The 22,753-nt window shown below is 37.1% G+C and carries 17 protein-coding genes and 1 tRNA gene; 5 read left to right on the plus strand and 13 right to left on the minus strand.

Annotated features, from left to right (window positions below):
- Positions 1–232: 232 nt before the first annotated feature.
- From QWY90_RS13030 to QWY90_RS13045, 4 genes are all read right to left on the minus strand, one after another.
- Positions 233–1,669, minus strand: coding sequence for a TolC family protein (locus QWY90_RS13030; protein ID WP_290286405.1), 1,437 nt, complete (start codon positions 1,667–1,669; stop codon positions 233–235).
- Positions 1,659–4,829, minus strand: a complete 3,171-nt coding sequence (locus tag QWY90_RS13035) for an efflux RND transporter permease subunit (protein WP_290286406.1) — start codon at positions 4,827–4,829, stop codon at positions 1,659–1,661. Before QWY90_RS13035 ends, QWY90_RS13030 begins: the two co-directional genes overlap by 11 nt.
- 105 nt (positions 4,830–4,934) lie before the next feature.
- The gene (locus QWY90_RS13040) at positions 4,935–6,017 is read right to left on the minus strand and encodes an efflux RND transporter periplasmic adaptor subunit (protein ID WP_290286407.1); all 1,083 of its coding nucleotides are present in this window, start codon (positions 6,015–6,017) and stop codon (positions 4,935–4,937) included.
- A gap of 81 nt (positions 6,018–6,098) precedes the next feature.
- On the minus strand, positions 6,099–6,491 hold the full coding sequence (locus QWY90_RS13045; RefSeq protein WP_290286408.1) for a hypothetical protein: 393 nt from the start codon (positions 6,489–6,491) through the stop codon (positions 6,099–6,101).
- A 404-nt stretch (positions 6,492–6,895) separates the two neighbouring features.
- On the opposite strand from QWY90_RS13045, the gene QWY90_RS13050 reads away from it, so the two are divergent.
- Complete coding sequence (locus QWY90_RS13050; protein ID WP_290286409.1) at positions 6,896–9,604, plus strand: T9SS type B sorting domain-containing protein; 2,709 nt, start codon at positions 6,896–6,898, stop codon at positions 9,602–9,604.
- 120 nt (positions 9,605–9,724) lie between these two features.
- Here QWY90_RS13050 and QWY90_RS13055 read toward each other — a convergent pair whose 3' ends face one another.
- Positions 9,725–10,471: a hypothetical protein gene (locus QWY90_RS13055; protein WP_290286410.1), complete on the minus strand. Its 747-nt coding sequence runs from the start codon at positions 10,469–10,471 to the stop codon at positions 9,725–9,727.
- A gap of 409 nt (positions 10,472–10,880) precedes the next feature.
- Between QWY90_RS13055 and QWY90_RS13060 the strand changes: the two genes are divergently transcribed.
- Both QWY90_RS13060 and QWY90_RS13065 read left to right on the plus strand, forming a co-directional pair.
- The gene (locus QWY90_RS13060) at positions 10,881–11,648 is read left to right on the plus strand and encodes a DpnI domain-containing protein (protein ID WP_290286411.1); all 768 of its coding nucleotides are present in this window, start codon (positions 10,881–10,883) and stop codon (positions 11,646–11,648) included.
- Entirely contained in the window at positions 11,648–11,848 is a 201-nt protein-coding gene (locus tag QWY90_RS13065) for a hypothetical protein (protein WP_290286412.1), read from the plus strand. Before QWY90_RS13060 ends, QWY90_RS13065 begins: the two co-directional genes overlap by 1 nt.
- A gap of 289 nt (positions 11,849–12,137) precedes the next feature.
- Here the strand turns inward: QWY90_RS13065 and QWY90_RS13070 are convergent, their stop codons facing one another.
- Complete coding sequence (locus QWY90_RS13070; RefSeq protein ID WP_290286413.1) at positions 12,138–12,566, minus strand: DNA N-6-adenine-methyltransferase; 429 nt, start codon at positions 12,564–12,566, stop codon at positions 12,138–12,140.
- Between the two features lie 449 nt (positions 12,567–13,015).
- Between QWY90_RS13070 and QWY90_RS13075 the strand changes: the two genes are divergently transcribed.
- The gene (locus QWY90_RS13075; RefSeq protein ID WP_290286414.1) at positions 13,016–13,591 is read left to right on the plus strand and encodes a helix-turn-helix domain-containing protein; all 576 of its coding nucleotides are present in this window, start codon (positions 13,016–13,018) and stop codon (positions 13,589–13,591) included.
- A 165-nt stretch (positions 13,592–13,756) separates the two neighbouring features.
- Here QWY90_RS13075 and QWY90_RS13080 read toward each other — a convergent pair whose 3' ends face one another.
- From QWY90_RS13080 to QWY90_RS13110, 7 genes are all read right to left on the minus strand, one after another.
- Positions 13,757–13,999 (minus strand): hypothetical protein, encoded by a 243-nt coding sequence (locus QWY90_RS13080; RefSeq protein ID WP_290286415.1) that lies wholly within the window; start codon positions 13,997–13,999, stop codon positions 13,757–13,759.
- A gap of 67 nt (positions 14,000–14,066) precedes the next feature.
- On the minus strand, positions 14,067–14,882 hold the full coding sequence (locus QWY90_RS13085) for a helix-turn-helix domain-containing protein (protein ID WP_290286417.1): 816 nt from the start codon (positions 14,880–14,882) through the stop codon (positions 14,067–14,069).
- A 207-nt stretch (positions 14,883–15,089) separates the two neighbouring features.
- Positions 15,090–16,469 (minus strand): T9SS type A sorting domain-containing protein, encoded by a 1,380-nt coding sequence (locus QWY90_RS13090; RefSeq protein WP_290286418.1) that lies wholly within the window; start codon positions 16,467–16,469, stop codon positions 15,090–15,092.
- Positions 16,470–16,706: 237 nt separating this feature from the next.
- Positions 16,707–17,429 carry a hypothetical protein gene (locus tag QWY90_RS13095; RefSeq protein ID WP_290286419.1) on the minus strand — a complete coding sequence of 241 codons (723 nt, stop codon included), beginning with the start codon at positions 17,427–17,429 and terminating at the stop codon, positions 16,707–16,709.
- A gap of 286 nt (positions 17,430–17,715) precedes the next feature.
- Positions 17,716–17,789, minus strand: a tRNA-Asn gene (locus QWY90_RS13100).
- An 84-nt stretch (positions 17,790–17,873) separates the two neighbouring features.
- The gene (gene rseP / locus QWY90_RS13105; protein ID WP_290286420.1) at positions 17,874–19,220 is read right to left on the minus strand and encodes an RIP metalloprotease RseP; all 1,347 of its coding nucleotides are present in this window, start codon (positions 19,218–19,220) and stop codon (positions 17,874–17,876) included.
- Between the two features lie 78 nt (positions 19,221–19,298).
- Positions 19,299–21,218: a M1 family metallopeptidase gene (locus QWY90_RS13110; RefSeq protein ID WP_290286422.1), complete on the minus strand. Its 1,920-nt coding sequence runs from the start codon at positions 21,216–21,218 to the stop codon at positions 19,299–19,301.
- 178 nt (positions 21,219–21,396) lie between these two features.
- Between QWY90_RS13110 and serS the strand changes: the two genes are divergently transcribed.
- Positions 21,397–22,668, plus strand: coding sequence for a serine--tRNA ligase (serS, locus tag QWY90_RS13115; RefSeq protein ID WP_290286423.1), 1,272 nt, complete (start codon positions 21,397–21,399; stop codon positions 22,666–22,668).
- Positions 22,669–22,753 lie beyond the last annotated feature (85 nt).

The following is a 22,753-nucleotide window of genomic DNA, read 5'->3' on the forward strand; positions in this document are numbered from 1 at the left end:
AGGCTATGTTACCGATATAAAATCCCTAACGGGATTATTTAAATATATATACCTCTGATTTCAATCCCTTTAGGGATGATATATCGGTAAAAAACATCACATAGGCAATCAATCCCGTAGGGATGATATATAGGTAAAAAACATCACATAGGCAATCAATCCCGTAGGGATGATATATAGGTAAAAAAGAGGCCCGAGGGCCTCTTTCAAAACACAAACAAGACCTTTTCATTTAATTCCAGCCGCCGCCTAATGCCCTGTAAACATTAGTCACTGCATTGAATTGTTCCTTCTTCGCTTCAATCAATTCTAACTTTGATTCTAAGGCATCGCGTTGCGTCATCAGCACTTCGAAATAATCTACTCGAGATGCTTTGAACAAATCATTTGAAGCGTCGATGGCGGTGGTTAGCGACTGCACTTCTTTATTCTTAAGGTCATAGAATTGTTCTAGATTTTTAATGTTAGACAATTCATTAGAAACTTCTATATAACCATTCAAAACGGTTTTTTGGTAATTGTATAAAGCTTTCAATTGTTCCGCTTTTGCCTTATTAAACTCGGCTTTAATTGCATTTCTGTTAATTAAAGGAGCTGTTAAATCACCAACCAAATTATAGATTAACGATTCAGGAGACGTAAAAAGATAAGATGGTTTAAACGCATTAAAACCTATACCTCCGGCAATAGTAAACGAAGGATAAAATTCTGCTTTAGCTGCTTTTACATCACACTTGGTCGCAAATAATTCCAATTCAGCTTGTTTAATATCAGGGCGATTGGCTAATAGTTGTGACGGAATACCCGCTTGAATTTGCTGTGGCAGCTGCGAAATCAAAACCGTTTTGTCCCTAGAAATAGGTTGTGGATAGCGACCCAATAAGAAATTGATTTTATTCTCCGTTTCTTTAATTTGTTGCTGAATTTGAAACTCTCTGCTTTGAGAATTGAATACTTCAGCTTCAAATTTTTTCACCCCCAACTCATTCGCTCGGGCGGCTTCTTTCTGCGCTTTTACAATTTCTAATGCATTTTTCTGCAAGGTAATGGTCTGTTGTATAATGTCTAATTGATTGTCATACGACAGCAACTCATAATAAGAGTTTGCAATCTCGGCAACCAAGTTGGTTACCACAAAGTTTTTACCTTCAATGGTAGCCAAATACCTTGTAAAAGCAGCTTTTTTTGCATTGTGTAACTTTTTCCAAATATCTACTTCCCAAACGGCGTGTAAACCAAGTCCGTAATCTTGAAGTACTTCAGGAACTTCTTTTCCTGGAGTAATATCCGTTGAAGCATCTCCAGCCCCTGCGCTTGTATAACGACCTACTTTGTCAACTCCGGCGCCAACGCCAGCAGTAACCATTGGCAACAACAATCCTTTCTTGACTCTGACATCATTGCGGGCAATTTCAATTTCCTGCAACGTCATTTCCAGTTCTTGATTGTTTTTTAGCGCACTATCAATCAAACTAACCAAGTTAGCATCTTTAAAATAAGTACGCCATTTCGTGGTTGAAGTATTGGTAGTATCGGTACTTTTGTCAAAAGACGCTGGGACAGCCGCTTTGTTTTCATTCAAAGTCGAAATAGCTGGGGAACAACTTGCCACCACTAGGCAAATGCCTAACGCAACACTATATCTATAAGTTATTATTTTATTCAGCATGATGATTATCAAATTCTTCGGTTAATGGATTTTCTTTTTGATTTTTTATATAGGTGAATTTTTCCGCTATTTTACCGAAAATATAATACAGTCCCGGTATCAAAAACACCCCTAATATAGTTCCTAGCAGCATGCCACCTACTGCTGCTGTTCCAATAGTTCTATTGCCAATTTTACCTGGTCCTGTTGCAAATACCAAGGGAAGCAAACCAGCTATAAAAGCAAATGAAGTCATTAAAATAGGACGAAATCTGGTTCTTGCTCCTTCAACGGCAGCTTCCAAAACGGATTTTCCAGCGGCATGTCGCTGTATGGCAAATTCTACAATCAGAACGGCATTTTTACCCAGTAAACCAATAAGCATTACCATGGCTACCTGAGCATAGATATTGTTTTCTAAGCCCGTAAATTTTAAGAAAAGAAAAGCACCAAAAATACCTGCCGACAAGGATAGAATTACTGAAAAAGGTAAAATAAAACTCTCGTATTGCGCGGCTAAAACTAAATAAACGAAAGCCAAACAGATAAGGAAAATCCAAATGGCTTGATTTCCTTGTGCTACCTCATCTGCCGAAATACCCGCCCAGTCAATATCATATCCTCTAGGTAGTTTTGCTGCGGCAACTTCTTGAATGACTTCAATAGCTTTACCACTACTAAATCCGGGAGCTGCAGAACCACTAATTTCAGTAGAAGTATACATATTGTGTCGGGTGATTTCAGACAAACCGTATACCTTCTCTAATTTCATAAAGGCTGAAAAAGGCACCATTTCATCTCGACTGTTTTTCACATATAGCTTTAAAATATCCTCGGGCATTGCTCTATATTCCGGAGCTGCCTGTACGATTACTTTATAGTTAAAACCATACTTAATAAAACTGATTTCGTAATTACTTCCCACTAACGTAGACAATGTATTCATAGCATTTTCAATAGACACTCCTTTTTGTTGTGCCAAATCATTATCTACTTTCAACAGATATTGTGGAAAACTAGCGCTATAGAAACTGAATACATTGGATAATTCTTTGCGTTTGTTTAGTTCTTTTACAAATTCATTGTTTACGGATTCCATTTTTTTATAATCTCCAGAACCTGTTTTATCCAATAAACGAAGTTCGAATCCTCCCGCTGCTCCATAACCTGGTACAGCAGGTGGTTGGAAAAATTCGATATTGGCTCCAGGAATATCTTTAGATTTTTCTTCTAATTCGGTCATAATCTCTTGAACCGATTGCTTTCTGTCTTTCCAATCCTTAAGGTTTATCAAACAGGTTCCTGAATTAGACCCAGTACCTTCCGTCAAAATTTCATACCCTGCTAAGGAGGAAACTGATTGTACTCCGTCAACAGTTTCTGCTATTTTTTGCAATTTCAATGAAATATCATTTGTTCTTTCTAATGAAGAACCCGGAGGTGTTTGAATAATAGCATAAAACATCCCTTGATCTTCATTAGGAATAAACCCTGAAGGAACAGTGCTACTAATTAACCAGGTTCCGGCACAAAATCCGAAAAGGGCGACAATAGTGATTACTCTTCTATCAACAATTTTAGCCAATACATTTTGGTATTTACCTTGTGCCAAATTAAACTTGTTGTTAAAACCGTCTACCACTCTATTTATAGGGGTTTTCTTTTTCGGTTTTCCATGATTATTTTGCAACATCATGGCGCATAGCGCTGGTGTTAATGTTAAGGCCACGATACCTGAAAGAACAATTGCTGTTGCCATGGTAATAGAGAACTGACGATAGAAAATCCCAACCGGACCCGACATAAACGTTACGGGTACAAATACGGCAACCATCAAGAATGTAATGGCGATTATGGCTCCTGCTATCTCGTGCATGGCTTGTTTGGTTGCTTTTAAAGGAGAGATATTATCTTCTTCCATCTTCGTATGCACGGCTTCAATGACGACTATGGCATTATCGACGACGATTCCGATGGCCAAAACCAAAGCAAAAAGCGTAATTAAATTAAGTGAAATATCGAAGTATTGCATGAACACAAAAGTTCCAATCAATGACACGGGTATGGCAAGCGCAGAGATTACGGTTGAGCGCCAATCGCCCAAGAAAAGAAACACAACCAATCCTACCAATAGAAAGGCCTCAATCAGCGTGTGAATTACTTTTTCGATAGAGGCGTCTAAGAATTTAGACACGTCATACGAAATTTCATAATGCATTCCTTTTGGGAATTTTTTCTCAATAGTGGCTAATTTTGTTTTTATATCGGCAATAACTTGATTCGCATTACTACCAAAAGATTGTTTTAGTACGATTGCTGCCGAAGGTTTTCCATTTAAATTAGAATAAATATCATACATCGAACTACCAAACTCGATGTTGGCCACATCTTTTAATCTTAAAATTTCCCCATTTGGATTTGATTTCAATATAATATTAGCATATTGTTCCTTGGTCGTAAAACGTCCGGAATATTTTAATACATATTCAAAAGATTGCGAGCGTTTTCCCGAACTTTCCCCTGTTTTACCCGGTGAAGCTTCTAAACTTTGACTCGACAAGGCTTCCATTACCTCATCGGCAGAAATTTTATACGCCAACATACGATCGGGTTTCAACCAAATTCGCATGGCATATTCCCGTGTCCCCAAAATATCTCCCGATCCAACGCCATTTACTCTTTTCAATTCTGATAACACATTGATATCGGCATAATTGTATAAAAACTTCATGTCGGTATTTTTATCGTCACTGTAAAGGTTGACATACATCAACATACTAGGCACTTCACGGGTAATTTTTATCCCTTCTCTTACTACAATTGGAGGTAGTTTATTTACAACGGAAGCTACACGATTTTGAACATTAATGGCCGCTTGGTTAGGATCGGTTCCTAAGTTAAACGCAATTTGAATACTTGCTTCACCGTCATTTCCGGCATCTGAAGTCATGTATTTCATTCCGGGAACGCCATTTAAAGCTCTTTCTAAAGGAATAACAACCGATTTGATCATCAATTCCCCGTTGGCTCCGGGATAATCTGCTGTAACATTCACTATGGCAGGTGATATACTAGGGAATTGTGTAATTGGCAAACCCATAACGGCCAATACCCCTAAAAAGACAATTATTAGCGATATTACTATCGACATAACAGGTCTTTGAATAAATTTATTAAACATTTGTCTCTATTTTTTTATGATTATACCAAATAGGAATTTGATAGTGTCAGCTCAGTATACTTTTGTTTTTTTTTTAACAAACTACCCAAGACTGACTACATGTGTTTACTCTGCTTTTAATTTCAAATGAGCCATAACTTCTTTAGGCGCTATGAATTCGTATTGTATTTTATCATTGTCTTTCACCTTCTGAATACCTTCTAAAATTATTTTATCGTTTTCGGTAACGCCGCTTTCAATCATATACAAATCTGGAATTTCTCCTTTAATTGTAATTTCTTTTGAGCTTACCACGTTGTTTTTATTTACCACAAAAACATATTTTTTATCTTGGATTTCATAGGTCGCTTTTTGTGGAATTATGATCACATTATGAAGTGGAACCTCCATCACTATTTTTCCGGTTTCTCCATGTTTCAATAATTTACCCGTATTAGGGAATCGCGCTCTGAAGGCAATATTTCCTGTTTCGTTATCAAATTCACTTTCTATAACTTCCACATTTCCTTTGTCTTTATAGGTATCGCCATTAGCCAAAAGCAAACCAACTTTGTTATCGGCTCTGTTTTTTACATTGGTTTCATAATCCAAATACTCAGGTTCTGTTACATTAAAATAGGCAAACATCTGACTGTTATCCGATAGCGTAGTAAGCAACTCTCCTTCATCTATTAGACTTCCTAATTTTTTCGGAATTCTATCGATAGTGCCATCAAAAGGGGCTCTTATTTCGGTAAATGATAAATGTAATTTTGCTAGAGACACTTCTGCTCTTGCTTGTTGCAATTTTGCAAGGGCTACTGCTTGTTCATTTTTTGAAACTATATTTTTGTCGGCTAATGATTTAGCATTCTGAAATTCTATTTCAGCTGCTTTTTCTTCGGCTTGTGCTCCCAATAATTCAGCTTCATACACCTTTGGCATAATTCGGAACAACACCTGACCTGCTTTTACAAACTGACCTTCATCGACATAAATGTTTTGCAAAAACCCTTTTTCTTGCGCACGAAGTTCAATGTTTCGGAATGATTTTATTTGAGCCACATATTGTTTTACAAATGCGGTGTCTATTTTTATTGGATTGGTAACGGTATATTTAACCGTCTCTTCTTTTTCAGTTTCTTTTTTGGCGCAACTTGCTAAATTCAATACGGCACCAATGCTTATCAGCATTATGAGCTTTTTCATAATTTTTAATATAAAAGTTTAATAATTGAGGAGGACTGTTTTAGAACAAAACAATCAGATAAAACGATAAAAAAAATAAAATCAGATAAGTAATACCCTTAACGAAATATAGGTAAAACGAGGAAGACGCGAAAAGTTATGACGCGTGTAATTATTGGCCCAAAAAGGTTTTGCAATTAGGGAAACACTTTGATTATCTGAGATAAATGATATAATAGAACAAGAGTGTTTTTCCTTTAATGAAACAGAATTATTTTCGGTGTCATATTCCTCATCATCATCAAAGTCAGTTAGTAAATCTGCTTTATGCGAAGAAGAACCTCTTTTTGATATACCATTAGTAAGGTTGTTCCCTTTTTTAATTTTATGAATAGCAACTTTTACTTTAGCATCTTGAGAAAATGCTACTGCATGTACCAAGCTGTTAGAGAATAACAAGCTTAGGAAAATGATATGTAAAATTGCTTTTTTCATATATGTCAACAAAAGTAACTTTCAAAGTAAATAAAAGCGTTCTTTTTTAACGACTATTTAACAATTTTACGACCGAATTAAGCAAATCTTTAGGAAAGGAAGAAACAATATCGATTTCGTAGTTTGCACATTAATTGGATTGAGATGCCCTATAAAATCCTTTCATAAACATTTTTTTTCTGATTTCTCCCAATCCTCAAAACAATAACTCCTGAACCAACTAAACATTACTACAACAAAATTTAAGGATTTAGTAAAATCACAGCCAATGTGTTTAAAAAAAATCACATAATGATTACATAACACGCAAAAATTGTGAATTGTATAGTTTCTATAACAGAAAAGATTCTGTTTTAAAAAAAAACGTTGTATTTTTATAGATTATAACTTTTTTTTAAAACACCATGAAAAAACAATTAATCACTTCTTTTAGAAAAACATACTTGATTTTGTTTTTATTCGGCCTAAGCAGTACTGCTTTAAATGCCCAAATCCTGACTAATGGTAATTTTGAATCTGGCGGAAGTGGTAATGGTTTTTTGACAAGCGATTATACTTTGATTAATCCCCTCACCGGAACCAGTAATCCGGGTTTTTATGCCCGAACTACCAATCCGGCATTAATGAACTCCACCTTTAATGCTGGCGGAGACCATACCACAGGAACTGGTAATATGTTGGTTTTTGACGGAGCAACAGCTCCAAATAGATTCATTTGGACAGCAGGAAGTACGGGTGGAACAGTTCCAGGATTTACTATAGGACAATCTTATGTTCTTAGTTATTGGGTTAAATCGGTTTCTAATCAGGTTACCGGTGATGCTACCCGAGCCAATATCAGTGCTTTTTTTGTAAATGCTACTAATATAAATCCAGCAGCATTAGACCATTTGGCACCACTACCTGCAGAAGGATGGCAACAGGTCAGTTATTCATTTGTTCCTACTGCCACTAATGTATTAATTCGTTTAAAAACTATAAGTGTTGCGGCATCAGGAAATGATTTTGCCATAGATGATGTTTCAGTAGTACCGGGAGCACTTCCTTTTACCGGGTCGTATGTTAAAACAAACCCTACTTGTCCCAGCACCACAGATGGTTCTATAACAGTGACGCTGGCTGGTGGTTTTTTACCTTATGGAAGCTATAATTTAACCGGTACGGTTACGCAAACTAACACCAATGGTATCTTTTCTAATTTACCAGCCGGAACCTATACCATTACGGCTACCGATTCAAATAATCAAGTATATACCCAGTCTAACATTGTATTAACAGCTCCAAATGATTTGGTCATTAGCGGTCCTGTTACCATTTGTGCCGGACAATCGACGCAATTGTCGGTCAGCGGTGGACTAAATACCTACACTTGGACGGCAAGTCCGGCGGATGCTTCTTTAGTCAGTCCGAATTCGGCAACGCCAACCGTGAGTCCAACCGTTACTACAACCTATACCGCTACTTCGGGTGCGCCTTCTAACCCGGCAAATCTAGTAGAGAATGGCGATTTTTCTTCGGGAATTAGCGGGTTCACTACCGAATATACCCAAGTAGATAACCCCAACCCATTTGGTGTACAAACTTCTTATAATATCGTTACCAACCCAGCAGCCTGGTTTACTCCGTTTTCTTCTTGTGGCGATCACACTACGGGTACAGGGTATATGATGGCCTTTGATGGCGCTATCGATGTTACGGGTAATGTTAAAGCATGGTGTACTGCAAGTCCGATTACAGTGCAGCCAAACAAGAGCTATACCTTTTCCTATTACGTAGCTTCTATTTCATCGGGCTCTCCTGCCAAATTAGAAGTAACCATTAATGGAGTTTCCTTAGGCGCTCCCGTTACCGCACCTTTTACCACTTGTACTTGGACTTTACAATCCTTTACCTGGAATTCGGGTGCTAATACCACAGCGAATATTTGTATTTATGACCGTGAGTTTTCATCAGGCGGAAATGACTTTGCTATAGATGATATTTCGTTAAAGGAAACCGTAACCTGTATTTATACTAAAACGGTTACCGTTACGGTGACGCCAGCAACGGTGCCTACTTTTACTGCTGTAGCGGCTATTTGTTCTGGAGCTGCTTTGACTGCTTTGCCAACCACTTCCAATAATGGTATTACCGGAACTTGGGCTCCGGCATTAAACAACACCGCAACAACAACCTATACCTTTACACCATCGTCGGGAACATGTACCACCACGGCTACGCTTCAAATTGTGGTTAACCAACCCGTGACGCCAACCTTTACTGCTGTGGCTGCTATTTGTACGGGGACAACTTTGAATGCTTTACCAACCACTTCCAATAACGGAATTGCAGGAAGCTGGTCTCCGGCATTAAACAATGCGGCAACCACTGCCTACACCTTTACGCCTACTGCAGGTCAATGTGCCGTAAACGGCGCCCTAACGATACAGGTAACTCCAACAACAACACCAACGTTTACCGCAGTTGCGCCTATCTGTACAGGGGATGCTTTATTGGGTTTACCAACCACATCCAATAATAGTATCAACGGATTATGGTCGCCTGCCCTTAACAATACAGCGACAACTACCTATACCTTCACACCCGATACGGGACAATGTGCTGCGACGACTACACTTTCAATACAAGTGAACGCCTTGCCACAGTTTACAATTTCAGGAGGTTGTAGCGGATTGTATACCCTGAGTGCGATACAAACCGAACCATCAGGCTCCACCTATGCCTGGTATAGTCCGTCTGAAGCGCAAATTGGTACCGATGCTACAGTTGTTATAACAACGCCCGGCATTTATTCGCTAGTGGTAACGCAAAATGGTTGTAGCGATTCCCAAAATTTAGAAGTATTAAATACCTTATGTGGAATTCAAAAAGGAATCTCTGTAAATAATGACGGTCTCAATGATGACTTTGACCTGGCCGCTTATAACGTTACGAATCTGACCATCTTTAACCGCTACGGAATGAAAGTCTACACTAAAAGCAATTACAATAATGAATGGCACGGGCAGTCTGATAAAGGCGATGAACTACCGGACGGCACCTATTATTATGTCATTAACTTTCAGGATACCGCAACAAAAACGGGCTGGATTTATATCAACCGAGCACAATAAAACTAATTAACCAATCTAACTAACCGGTTTAAACCCGAAAAGAGCAACGTACTGTTGCTCTTTTTTGTTGTTTATAAACGTAAGTTTTTGCTAATGGATTGAATCCTAATGGTAGTTTTATCACTTTAAAACAGCACTAACTTCAACCGGATGAAATTCCTTTCCGTTCAACCCTACCATACCAGCTAGCGCATTATCCCTATAATAAAACAAAGCGGAAGCGACCACTATAAGCTGTCCTTCAGGCAAAACAACTGTTGTCCATTGTTGGGCCGGAACAACGCTGGCTTTTAAAGGAAATGCCAATCGGAAGAGTTCTGCTTTGGGTTCGATAGGATTTTCGGGATCAATTTCAGTAGGAAGGGCGGTTACCAGAAATACCAATTCGGCATGCGTAGCCTTTTCTTTTTGGGCGATATAATCCAGTACGCTAAACTCAGGTAAAGCAATAGTGAGCTGACAGGAACCCGAAAGGGAAAGTGTCGGCGACAGTTTACAGTAATGGACAAAAGGACTCGCAAGATTACAATCGATATTTTGGAGCAAATCCAAATTACCCTCCATCAGCGTCCTACTTCCTATAGGTTTCGAATTCCCATCTTGAGTGGCCGTATTAATTTTGGTCGTAAACCGGCGATAGAAATTAGCATCACCACGGTTTTGTAAAATAGGAAATAGCGCTTCCCGAATGGCTTTTGCCAAGCGACTCCCTCTACCAAAATCGGAAGCACTTTTTTTAGTGGCTACCGTTTGTTTCATTTTCTTTTTACCCGGTTTACCTTGCAAATACTCTTTTCCATTATAGGCGCGGAAGCTTACCGGGCCTATGCTTCCTATTATTTGCCCTTTTTTATTTATTCTAGCCATACCATTTTAATTTAATAAACACCTTAATTAACTTGATAAAGTAGCATAAACAATTTTTGTGCCAAATTGGTTCGTAACCACTTAATAGGCAATGCATAGCAAAACCATAGTGACTCCATAAAAAGTAGTGTTTTTATGGACTAGCTATGGACTAGCTATGGAGTAGGTATGGACTTGATAGGAAGGAAAGGAGGAAAAAAACTTAGCAAATAGATGAAAAAGTAAGGGAGTTACTTTTTTATATTTTTTGCAAATTGGATAATAAATCTCAAACGATAAAAACGGTTTGGATATGCGGATTTTATTTTGTTAAAAAGTAAACAAAACGCTTACTTTCGTATAGTGTATATTTCTTATTTTAGCAGAAACCAAAGAATATTCCCAAGCAAAACTTACTCAATAAAGTAAAATGGATTTAAATTTCAAAAAAGAACTTGCAAACGGATATTCTAGTAATTCACAAATTGCAAGAGTTTTAAGTGAAAGTTGGGTAAAGCTAAATTCTTATTGTCCTAGTTGTGGTGAGAAACCATTGAATGATTTTGAGAATAATAGACCTGTTGCTGATTTCTACTGCAAAAAATGTTCTGAAGAATTTGAGTTAAAAAGCAAAAACGGAAAGTTCAGTACTACTATTACAGATGGTGCTTATGATACAATGATACAGAGAATAACCTCAGATACTAATCCGAATTTTTTCTTTTTAACTTATAGTAAAGAGCTGGTGGTAGATAATTTTCTGATAATTCCAAAACAATTTTTTACACCTGATATTATTATTAAAAGAAAGCCTTTGTCTGAAACGGCAAGAAGGGCTGGTTGGACAGGTTGCAATATTGACCTATCTAAAGTATCGGAACTAGGTAAGATATTTTTAGTTGAAAAGACTAAAATAATAAATCCTGAAATTGTTCAAACTGCCTTTAATAAAACAACATTTTTAAGAAATAAAAGTTTAGACTCTAAAGGTTGGATTTTAGATATTCTTAATTGTATTGAAAAGATACCCAATAGAGACTTTACTTTGAAAGATATTTATAATTTTGAAAAAGATTTAAAAGTAAAATACCCAAACAATAACTTTATTAAAGATAAAATTAGACAGCAATTGCAACTTTTAAGAGATAGAGAGATTATTGAATTTAATGGTAGAGGAACTTATAAGAAAATAGACTAATGAAAAAATATATATTCATAACCCCAGAAGGCACTACCTCTTCTCCTAATGGAGAGGAAATAGAAAACCTGCAAGTAATTGGAATTGTTGAAGATGTTGCAAACGAAAATGAAGGGTTAAAAAAGTTATTGTTAGAAAATGAATGGATAATTGATGCGGAATTTAACGTTGCGGAATTCATTTGTTATGAAATTGTATAATCCCTTTAGGGATTTTATTTGGGTAGAAAATAATAATATAAATTTCAAAATCCCGTAGGGATGACATTCGGGTAGAATATTTAGCGTTTTTAAAATTATTTGAGATTGATTACGATGAACGTTACCTATTTAAAGAGCCAATCTAATTTATATCATCCCTAAAGGGATTTTTCCGAACAAATAAATTCTTCTCTACCCAAATAAAATCCCTAACGGGATTATTTTAAGGTTAAAAATCGTCCTTCAATACCCGAATTTTTTAAAGCCAAAGCGTTCTCGTTGCCATAAGCTATAAATACACTTGGAGCACCAGGAGTTCCACCTTGAACACCTGAACATGAAAAAATTTAATTCTTCCTTTAACAAAAAGTATAGCATCTGCATCATTCCAAATATGTTGAAAGAAACATTTGGTTTCTGTTCTGGCAAAAATTAAAGCAATTCCATTACCATGAAACTTTAATTTTTCTAACCACAATTCCATTCCTTTTCCGTAAGGAGGATTCAAATACACTCTTCCAAACCATTCTTTAACTAAACCATTATCCAAAGTTGTAAAATTAATTTTAGCATGAAGAAAAGGAGCATTAATTGGACTACAAGGGTCTAAATCGAAATCGCCTAAGCTTTTAACCAATTCAGGAGGAGTTAACCATTCTACAGTTGTATTTTGTGAACGTTCAAAAGAGGTGTCCATGTCGATTATTTTATTTTCCAAAGAAATTGATTTAACAAATACTATCCAATACACAATAAGTGTGATTCTGTTAAATTTTAATCTATTTAGCAATAACTTTAATTGCAATGGGCAACCACCGCTACCGCACGAATCCTTTCGTGTGGTATTCCAACAGGCACAACAAAACCTCCCCAAAATTTTACAAGCGCAACCCAAAGTTATGCAATACACTAGGCGGAGTACGACTATATCTTTGCCTCAGTAATAATCATTAAATCATTTATCATGAAAACAACAGCAAAATGCCAATGTGCACCTGTAAAGAAAAACACAGCATGTAACAATCCAAACTGTACTTGTACCGACTGTAACTGTGGAGACAATTGTACATGTAAAAGTTGTAAGTAATCACCAACTGTTAGTCAATTTAAGCCGCCCTTATTTAAGTGGCGGCTTATTTATTGCTGTCAAATACCTAACTTTACCTTATGGATGCTACAATACTATTAGTCAAAAACATGGTTTGCCAACGCTGCGTCATGGCGGTTGAGGCTATTTTAGCGGCAGGGTCAATAGCGTTTCAAAAGGTCACTTTCGGTGAAATTCATTTATCGGGTGCGCTATCCGCTGAACAAAAAGCCTACTTAAAGGAAAGCCTGGACAAAGTGGGCTTTGAAATGATTGACAGCCAAACAGGCGGGATTGTAGAAAAAATTAAGCAACTGGTAATCAAGAGAGCCCGCAATGAAGTCCCCGATGCAGAAAGAAAAATAAAGCTTTCGCTATACCTGTCTGATAAAGTGCATCATGAGTATACCTATCTGAGCAGTTTATTTTCGGCGGTCGAAGGAAGAACCATAGAAAACTACTTTATTGAACAACGTATCGAAAAAGCAAAAGAACTACTGATATACGATCAGCTTACCTTAGCAGAAATCGCCTTTGAACTGGAATACAGCAGTGCGGCGCATTTGTCTAACCAGTTTAAAAAAATAACGGGTTTAACGCCTACTTACTTCAAAGCCATAGGAAGCCTGAAAAGAAAAGCTTTGGATAAGATATAAAAACTAACCGTCAGCTGCTGCTGTGAAATTAAAAAAGCCCGATAAAAAGTATTGGGCTTTTTAGTTTCCCCTTAATGAAGACAGTTACAAATTTAACGATGTGATTCCCTTTATAACTTTCAAAAAAAGTAAAGGATATAGCTTCGTGTAATTTTGCAGAAGGTGTTACTTATCATGCAGCCCAATTCCAAATCCAAACATGGCAGCTACCAGAGCAAGATGAATGATTAGCACTGCTTTTTGCCAAAAAGGCCTGTCATTCCATTTTTGTTCCTGATCAAAGGGGTCAAATGCCAGTCCAATTCCCAATGAAGCAACTGATTGCATATACTCTTTAGAGAAAAATGCCTGATACAATCCTAAAAGTAGAAACCCGATGTAAAGAAACTTGTTAAAAGATGTTTTCATTTTGATACCATTTAATTTAATTCAAAATTACTGGCAGCAAATGTTGCAAAATTGTATTTTTAGGACACTATAAAATTTCCCATATAATATATTCACCATCAATAGTATTGGCAACTTTAAAGAACTCTTTTGGGTTATGGTGGGTGAGTTTTTTAAATTCCTTAATGAAGTAAGATTGGTCAAAATAACCACTTTCATAGGTGATTTCGGTTAAGGTTTTTATTTCTTTTTCGCCCAATTTTGCATCTATTGAGTTTCTAAATCTACAAATTCTTCTATATTCAATTGGCGAACATCCCATATGTTTATTAAAGTGCCGTTGAAATGTTTTAGTGTTATATCCCAGTTTTAGAGCAATCTCAGAAATAGCTGTTTCCTTAGTAGGATTGTTTACTAAATTAAGTGACATGTCTAATTTTGAAAGTTCATCAGTATCTACATATTGGGAAATTAAAAATGTTTCCAACTTACTTATATCCAAATCCTCTGAGAATATGTTGTCCCCAAATGAACTCCAAGTGCTGCTTTTTAATTCCTGAGAAAAATCAGAGGCAATGGTTTGATAATTTTCCCGAAAGAACCTGCTTATTCCCAAGGGTTTAAATATTATAGCGATTTCTTGTAGTTGACCTGTGTAATCAACCAAAACAGGACAAGTATATTTTCCGAGTATTTCAATTGATACCCGGGAATTTGTACTCTCTACAATCTCAACCTGATATTTTTGTCTTTGTATAAAGGCGCCTTTGAAAAAGGAAAGACCTGTATTATAATGAGGAAATGCTAAATACCTAAGTTTCGAGGAAGATTCTCCTGAATAAAAGTAAAAACACTCTATATGTTTTTTGAGAATAAGCGAAGTGGGAATTATAGTTTTTAGCACTTTTTTAAAATAGACCTTAAAGTTACTAAAAAACTGAAAACCGCAATGACGTTAACTCATTGACTATAAACAAAAAGACCTCCCCAGCTACCGCACGAAATCGAAGATTCGACGAAGTCAATCCTTTCGTGTGGTATTCTATAGTATAGAAATTAAAAAAGCCCGATACTTTCGTATCGGGCTTTTATTTCTACAAGTAAATTATAATTACTCCTTAATCACTTTCATCGTTTTCATCAAACCATCAGCGTATACTTTTACGAAATAGGTTCCAGATGGTAAGGCTGAAACATCAATGTTTCCTTCGGTTGCATTTATAGCTTTTGTGATTATCTCTTGACTTAATAAATTATAGATAGCTATAGATGTAATTTCATTATCAAACGAAATTGTTAAGATATCTTTTATCGGGTTTGGATACACTTTTAATTTATCTGCAATTTCAAAACCATTTACAGCTAACCCAACAGAAGTTGGGCAAGAAATGGCAACGGGTGTGTTTTGAACTGTAACAGAGGAGTTGTTACCTAAAATATAATTAGAATTACTACCCCAAGCCCATAGTGTTCCATCGGATTTTATAGCATGACAAGTATTTCTACCAGCACTAATTTGTCCTGTTGCAAAAAATGTTGTACCGCCGGTTCGGGTAGGCACATTACGATTTGTGGCGGTCAAATCTCCAACTTGTCTAAAAACATTTTCTCCCCATGACCATACCGATCCATCAACTTGAATTGCTGTTGCATGAAACCCACCTGCATCAAAACTTGTCCAAGTGGTTACTGTACCTATTTGCGTTGGAACACGAACTGCTCCAAAATTTCCAACTCCTACTTGACCTTCATTATTTCTGCCCCAACCCCAAAGTGTTCCGTTACTTTTTTGTGCTAAACTTAACGGACCGCCAGCCGACACTTTTACCCAATCAGTATCTGTGCCAATTTGTATTGGTACAAGTGAACTAACATTTGTGCCATTTCCTAAATTACCATATCCATTATCTCCCCAAGCCCAAAGTGTGCCATCAGATCTTACAGCAAGCATGTGCCAAACACCAGCATCAGCACTGATGTATGTTGCTGTTCCACCAACACGAGTGTGGTTGTTATTTCTAATCGTTGTGCCATCGCCTAATTCTCCATGATCATTGTTCCCCCAAACCCAAAGTTCGCCATTTGTTTTCAAACAACTTGAAAAACTTTCTCCGCATGATGGTTGTGCCCAATCGTTAAGTATTCCTATTTGTAAAGGTGTTGTACGGTATGTACCGCCAGCTGGGCTAACTTGTCCATTAGTATTATAGCCCCAACCCCAAAGCGTGCCATCAGTTTTCGTAGCCAAACAAAATGCTCCATTGGCAGAAATATTATTCCAATTGGTTGCTGTACTAATTTGTTTTGGGATTGTTCTAGTTGTTGTTGAACCATCTCCCACTTGACCGCTGTCGTTTAAACCCCATGCCCAAAGTGAGCCATCTACTTTTTTTGCTAATGTATGATTAAATCCACCAACGACTTTCTCCCAACATTGTCCAAACGATTGAATACTTATTGCTATTAATAAAATTGTAATTATTTTTTTCATGTTTTTAATTTGTTTAATTTTCTGACAGTTACAAACATATAGATTTATAATGACTTCTAACAATTCATCTTACAATAATAGCGTAAATAAAAAAAGAACAACATTTTCATGTTACTCTTTTATGCTCCCCCCCATTATTATCGGGACTGATTAACAGTCAAATGCGTTGTATTCTTTAAATTAAAAAGCCCAAAACTTTCGTATCGGGCTTTTGTCTGAATTTGCATTGCTAAACTACTAATAATAATACCTCAAAATACTGCTGGTATTGGTGCCCGCATAATGTGACACCGGGAAATCATTTGCATTATACGTATAATGTTGCTCTGTTGTAGAAACAGCGCCTCCGTTTTCAGAGTAGTTCCATAGTATTTGGTTGTGACTTTGTTGTTCAAACCCAATCACATTTTTGAAAGGGCTGTTTTTAGTATCATAAACGTAAGTGTTCGTTTTTATAACTGTCCCCGTATCTTCAATACGGCTGCTTATGGAGCCGTTGCTCATGGTGATGCTATTATGGGATACTACCGTATTCTGAGTAGTTAAATCGCCACTATAAACAATGGTGGAATAATTCCCATCAGGAGTATAGGTGTAGACTTCCCTTGTACCGGTTCCGTTGCTATAATTCAATTTCACAGTTGACTCCAGGCGGTTATCAGTATTGAAGTTGTACACATTGCTTCCCGTTAACGTATTGTCAATATCAAAATACTCTATTTTTGTGATTACATCTCCTGTATAGGTATATACGCCTCTTCGGATATAGTTGGTAGTAGAAAGCACCGCTTCAACTATTTTTTTACCATTGTAGGTATAGTTAGTGGTAAAAACTCCAGCCGGGTCGGTGTCAACTATTTTTTTAACCAGGATTTCATCTGGTGGTGTAGTAGTACTATCACCCGAAGAACATGATTGCAATACAACAAAGAGCAGCGATAGTAAGGCTAGTTTTTTCATTAGGCGGGTTTGGAATGTTTAGGCAAAAATAACAAAATAGTAATGCAAACCACATGTATGAATAGATGGGGACAGGTGCTTTTAATGTGAAATTAAAAAAGCCCGATACTTTCGTATCGATAAGTTGCATAACGAACTAAAGTTCGTGTACCTGACTGCCACTGGCAGTCCTCCTCTTACTATCACACAAGCAAAGCGACTGCCGAAGGAAATCTCTCATGGGCTCTTCTCGCCCCTGAATAACACGCATAAAAAAAGAGCAACATTTACATGTTACTCTTTTATGCTCCCTCTCTTGGGCTCGAACCAAGGACCCTCTGATTAACAGTCAGATGCTCTAACCAACTGAGCTAAGAAGGAAGGTGTGTTACCTTTTAAAGCGGTTGCAAATATAATGCGATTTTTATTTTCTACAAATAATTTTAAAGAAAATTTTAAAAAATGTTATTTGTGAAAAATCGCCTTATAAATATCATTCCCATTGGCAAACAGCAATAACGAAATAAGTAATACAAAGCCAACCATTTGGGCATTTTCTAAGAACTTATCGCTAGGTTTTTTGCCGCTGATTATTTCGTATAATAAAAACATCACATGCCCACCATCTAAAGCCGGAATAGGTAACAAATTCATTACCCCAAGCATAATAGACAACAAAGCTGTAATGCTCCAAAATGCTTCCCAGCTCCAAGTATGCGGAAATATATTAAAGATAGCTGCAAAACCACCTACGCCTTTGTAGGCTCCGGTGCTAGGAGAGAAAATAGCTTTTAGTTGTTTGCCATAACTGGCCAATTGTGCAAAACCTTTGTGAATTCCAACCGGAATAGATTCAAAGAAACCAAATTCGGCTTTGCTTATTTTGTATAATCCCAATTTCTCTATATCGTCATACGGAATTTTTGAAGCATACATAACTCCCAATTTGGCGCTATCACTAACTTTTATATTGACTGCAACTTCCTTATTATCTCTCTGGATAAGTACCGGAACGGTTTTCCCTTTTAAAGTATCTAAGGCAGCTATAAATTCATCTGCAAACTTTACCGGTTTTCCGTTAAGGCTGGTAATAATATCTTTGGGTTTAAGTATGCCTTTATTTTGAGAATCCTCCTGAACTTCTCTAACAATAAAAGGAACTCGAAGTTCTAACAACGATTCTCTTTTCCCCTGCATCAATTGGTCGATAAAGTTTACCGGGAAATGTACTTTTACTTCCTGACCATCACGGAGCACGACTATTTCTTTAGAAAAAAGGGCCTTTTCATTAGCTTCATAAAAACGCTCTACTTTTTCACCATCAATAGATACTAATTTATCGCCTGTCTTTAATCCGGCTTTCTGCACCACGGGATTGGCAATCCAAATACCATCTTTTACTTCGTTATTAGCAATATATTGTTCGCCATAAAAAAAGGTCATCCCAATATAAATGATAAACGCCAAAATGAAGTTCACCGTAACACCACCAAGCATGATGATTAAACGTTGCCAAGCTGGTTTAGAACGGAATTCCCATGGTTGTGGTGGTAAAGCCATTTGCTCTTTGTCCATGCTTTCGTCTATCATTCCTGATATTTTTACATAGCCTCCAAGAGGTAACCAACCTATTCCGTATTCGGTTTCGCCGATTTTCTTTTTTAATAATGAATATTTGATATCAAAAAACAAGTAGAACTTTTCTACTCGTGTTTTAAATAATTTGGCCGGAATAAAATGCCCTAATTCGTGAAGTATAATTAGTATTGATAAACTCAGTAAAAATTGAGATAATTTGATTGCAATTTCCATTTCTTATGTATCGATTTCTTTTAAACGCACAAAAGTAAGGTTTCCGCCTTACTCTTGCACATAATAGTTTGTTTTAGGTTACTTTTTTATGAATTTTTTATGATAAGTCCCTTCTGTAGTCTGAATATCGAGATAATGAACACCCGTTGACAGGCTGGTCACAGAAAAATCTATGGCTGCGTTTTCCATAACTTTCTGACCCAGATTATTATAGACAATTACTTTTTCTATTATAGAAGTTGAGGGCATTTGAATGTGTAGCTCATCCGAAGTTGGAATAGGATAAACTGAAACCGTGCTTTCTAAATCAAAATTTTGGTTGCCTAAAGTAACCGTCGAATTAGCCGCAATAAGATGACGCTCTGGGTCAAATTCAACATTTGCTATTGGAAAAGGAACGTTGGTAATAATTTCTTCTCCGTCAAAAGTATTGTTCAATACGATATCCGCTTGTTGTCCAAGTGCGCCATAAATTCTAACCGGAACCGGCATTTCAAAATAAGAAACGGAAGGATCAGATTGGGTTTGGTTAATGACAAATCGGGCTTGTCCTGCGCCCCAGTTCTGAGCTGTGATGGTATACGTTGGATACCCTTGATTGTAAATCCAATCAGTAAAGAACTCCGTTAAATCCTGCCCGTAAACGGCTTCTAATTGTGTTTGAAGGTCGGATGTTACAGCATATTTATAAGCTAAATTGGGGTTCGCTAAATAATTCTTTAACCCTTGAAAGAAAAGCGCATCTCCCAATTTAAAACGCAACATTTCCAAAACCATCGCACCTTTATTATAACTTAATCTACCACTGAAAATTCGGTTTACATTAGTAGCTTCTGTGTCGGATAGGTACACTTTCCCTGTTGGACTTGAGGTGATATAGTCTATCATACCCTGTTTTTCAGCTACAAAAGAATCTATTCCGTCAAAGTTTTCAATGACTAACGTCGCCAGATAGGTTGCGAATCCTTCGTTTAACCAAATATCTTTCCAGGTACCACAGGTCACTTTGTCTCCAAACCATTGGTGCGCCATTTCATGAGCGATAAGTTGTCTGTCAAAATTAACCATAAAGGAAACTGTGGTATGTTCCATTCCGCCTCCCCAACCAAATTGTGCGTGACCATATTTTTCATTATGAAAAGGATATACTTCAAACAAACTTTCATACAAGGCTAAAATATTTGGAGTCTCATCCAATTGAGGCTCAATCGCTGCGGCGTCTTCAGGGTAAATGTAATTTATGATTGGATACGTATTCGGCGCTGTTCCGGCAGTTTGATTGTATACCGTATAGTTGGTAACTGCAATTGCAATTAGATACGCTGGAATTGGATAACCATGATGAAAATGTGTCGTTTTATTAGCGCCGGAAATAACTGGTGTTGTAGTCTCCACTCCATTTGAAACCGCAATATATTGCGACGGAGCTGTGATATAAACATCAATACTATCTACTTTATCGTTCAAATCTTGCTTACAAGGCCACCAATCCCTGGCGCCAAACGGCTCTGAAAGCGTCCAGATAATTGGGCTGCCATTGTGTGTAGTTTGCACAAAAGAATCAAAACCATTGCTAGGTGGCACACCCGAATAATTGATTTCAAGTGTAGCAGAAGTTCCAGCCAGCTGTGTAGCAGGCAACGTAATAATCAGTTGATTGTTGGCGTCTTCCACAAAAGTGAGATTCGTAGTGCCTTTTTTTACTGAACTTACCGTTAACGGATTGGCAAAATCAAAGGTGATGGTATTCATATCCGACAAGGCAGTGTAGGTAGTAAACACTTTTCCTGTAATAAATTTAGCCGATGGATTAACCGTAAATTCCAGTCGGTGATAGGTAATGTTATAATTAGCTGTATTCGGGTTAACTTCAATATTCAAAAGTTGTGACGCCGATTTCATTTCAGCTTCAGCAATAGAATTCGTTTTGTTTAAATTATTTTGGGCAAAAACAAAAGAAATGGTAAAACATAGAAGCAATAAGTAGGTCTTTTTCATAGGAATAGCAATAATTTTTGCGAATATAATAATTATTGGATTATGCTCATGCCAAAAAATATATAATTTACATGCCTATTACTCTGATTTTTATTTAATTATAAAAAGGTAAGTTTTTAAGTATGCGAAAGGTTTTATCAAACATTTCATTAAATTTGCGACCATAAAAGAAAATGTCATGTTACAGATAAGTTACATCAGAGATAATAAAGAAAAAGTGATTACGGCACTGGCCAAAAGAAACATGGATGTGAAGACACTCGTGGAAGAAGTAATCCAGTTAGATGAAAACAGAAGAAGCACACAAGTCGCTTTAGATAACACCTTGGCTGAAGCCAATAAATTAGCATCAGCTATCGGCGATTTGATGAAAAGTGGCGAAAGAGCAAAAGCTGATATTTTAAAACTAAAAACCGTCCAGCTAAAAGAAACCAGCAAAGAACTTACTGAAAAATCAGACACTTTGGCGAACGACCTTTTGCAAAAAATGTATCAGTTGCCCAATCTTCCGGCGGATATTGTTCCGGTTGGAAAAACACCCGAGGACAACCTTAACGTTTTTCAAGAAGGTGCTATTCCTGTTTTGCATGAAGGCGCATTGCCTCACTGGGAATTAGTAAAAAAATATGACATCATCGATTTTGAATTGGGTGTTAAAATAACAGGTGCAGGTTTCCCGGTTTATAAAGGAAAAGGAGCCAAATTACAGCGTGCCCTAATTTCTTATTTCCTCGATAAAAATACCGAAGCAGGTTATCAGGAATTTCAAGTGCCACATTTGGTAAACGAAGCATCAGCATACGGAACCGGACAATTGCCAGACAAAGAAGGACAAATGTACCATGATGCCACCGACGATTTATATTTAATTCCAACTGCCGAAGTTCCGGTAACTAATATTTTCCGTGATGTGATTTTGCAAGAAAGCGAATTGCCGATTTTGTGTACAGGTTACACACCGTGTTTCCGTCGTGAAGCGGGTTCTTATGGCGCACACGTTCGCGGTTTGAATCGTTTGCATCAATTTGATAAAGTAGAAATAGTTCGCATAGAACATCCTGATAAATCGTATGAAGCACTTGACGGCATGGTAGAACATGTGAAAACGTTGTTGCAGGAATTGAAATTACCTTATAGAATTCTGCGTCTTTGTGGTGGCGATATGGGCTTTGCTTCGGCTTTGACTTACGATTTTGAAGTGTTTTCTACAGCACAAGATAAATGGTTGGAGATTAGTTCTGTTTCTAATTTTGAAACCTTCCAGGCGAATCGTTTGAAATTGCGTTTCAAAGGAAAAGAAGGCAAAACACAGTTGGCACATACGTTAAACGGAAGTTCCTTAGCCTTGCCAAGAGTTTTAGCCGGAATTTTAGAAAACTATCAAACACCTGAAGGAATTGTAATCCCGGAAGTATTGCGCAAGTATACGGGGTTTGACATCATCAACTAAAAGTTAACCTGCCTGCCGGTAGGCAGGTCTTTATTTAACATATCGTTTGTACTAATTGAACACAAAAATGTTACTTTAGTACATT

The organism is Flavobacterium paronense (assembly GCF_030409795.1).
In the GTDB taxonomy this organism is placed as follows: Bacteria; Bacteroidota; Bacteroidia; order Flavobacteriales; family Flavobacteriaceae; genus Flavobacterium; species Flavobacterium paronense.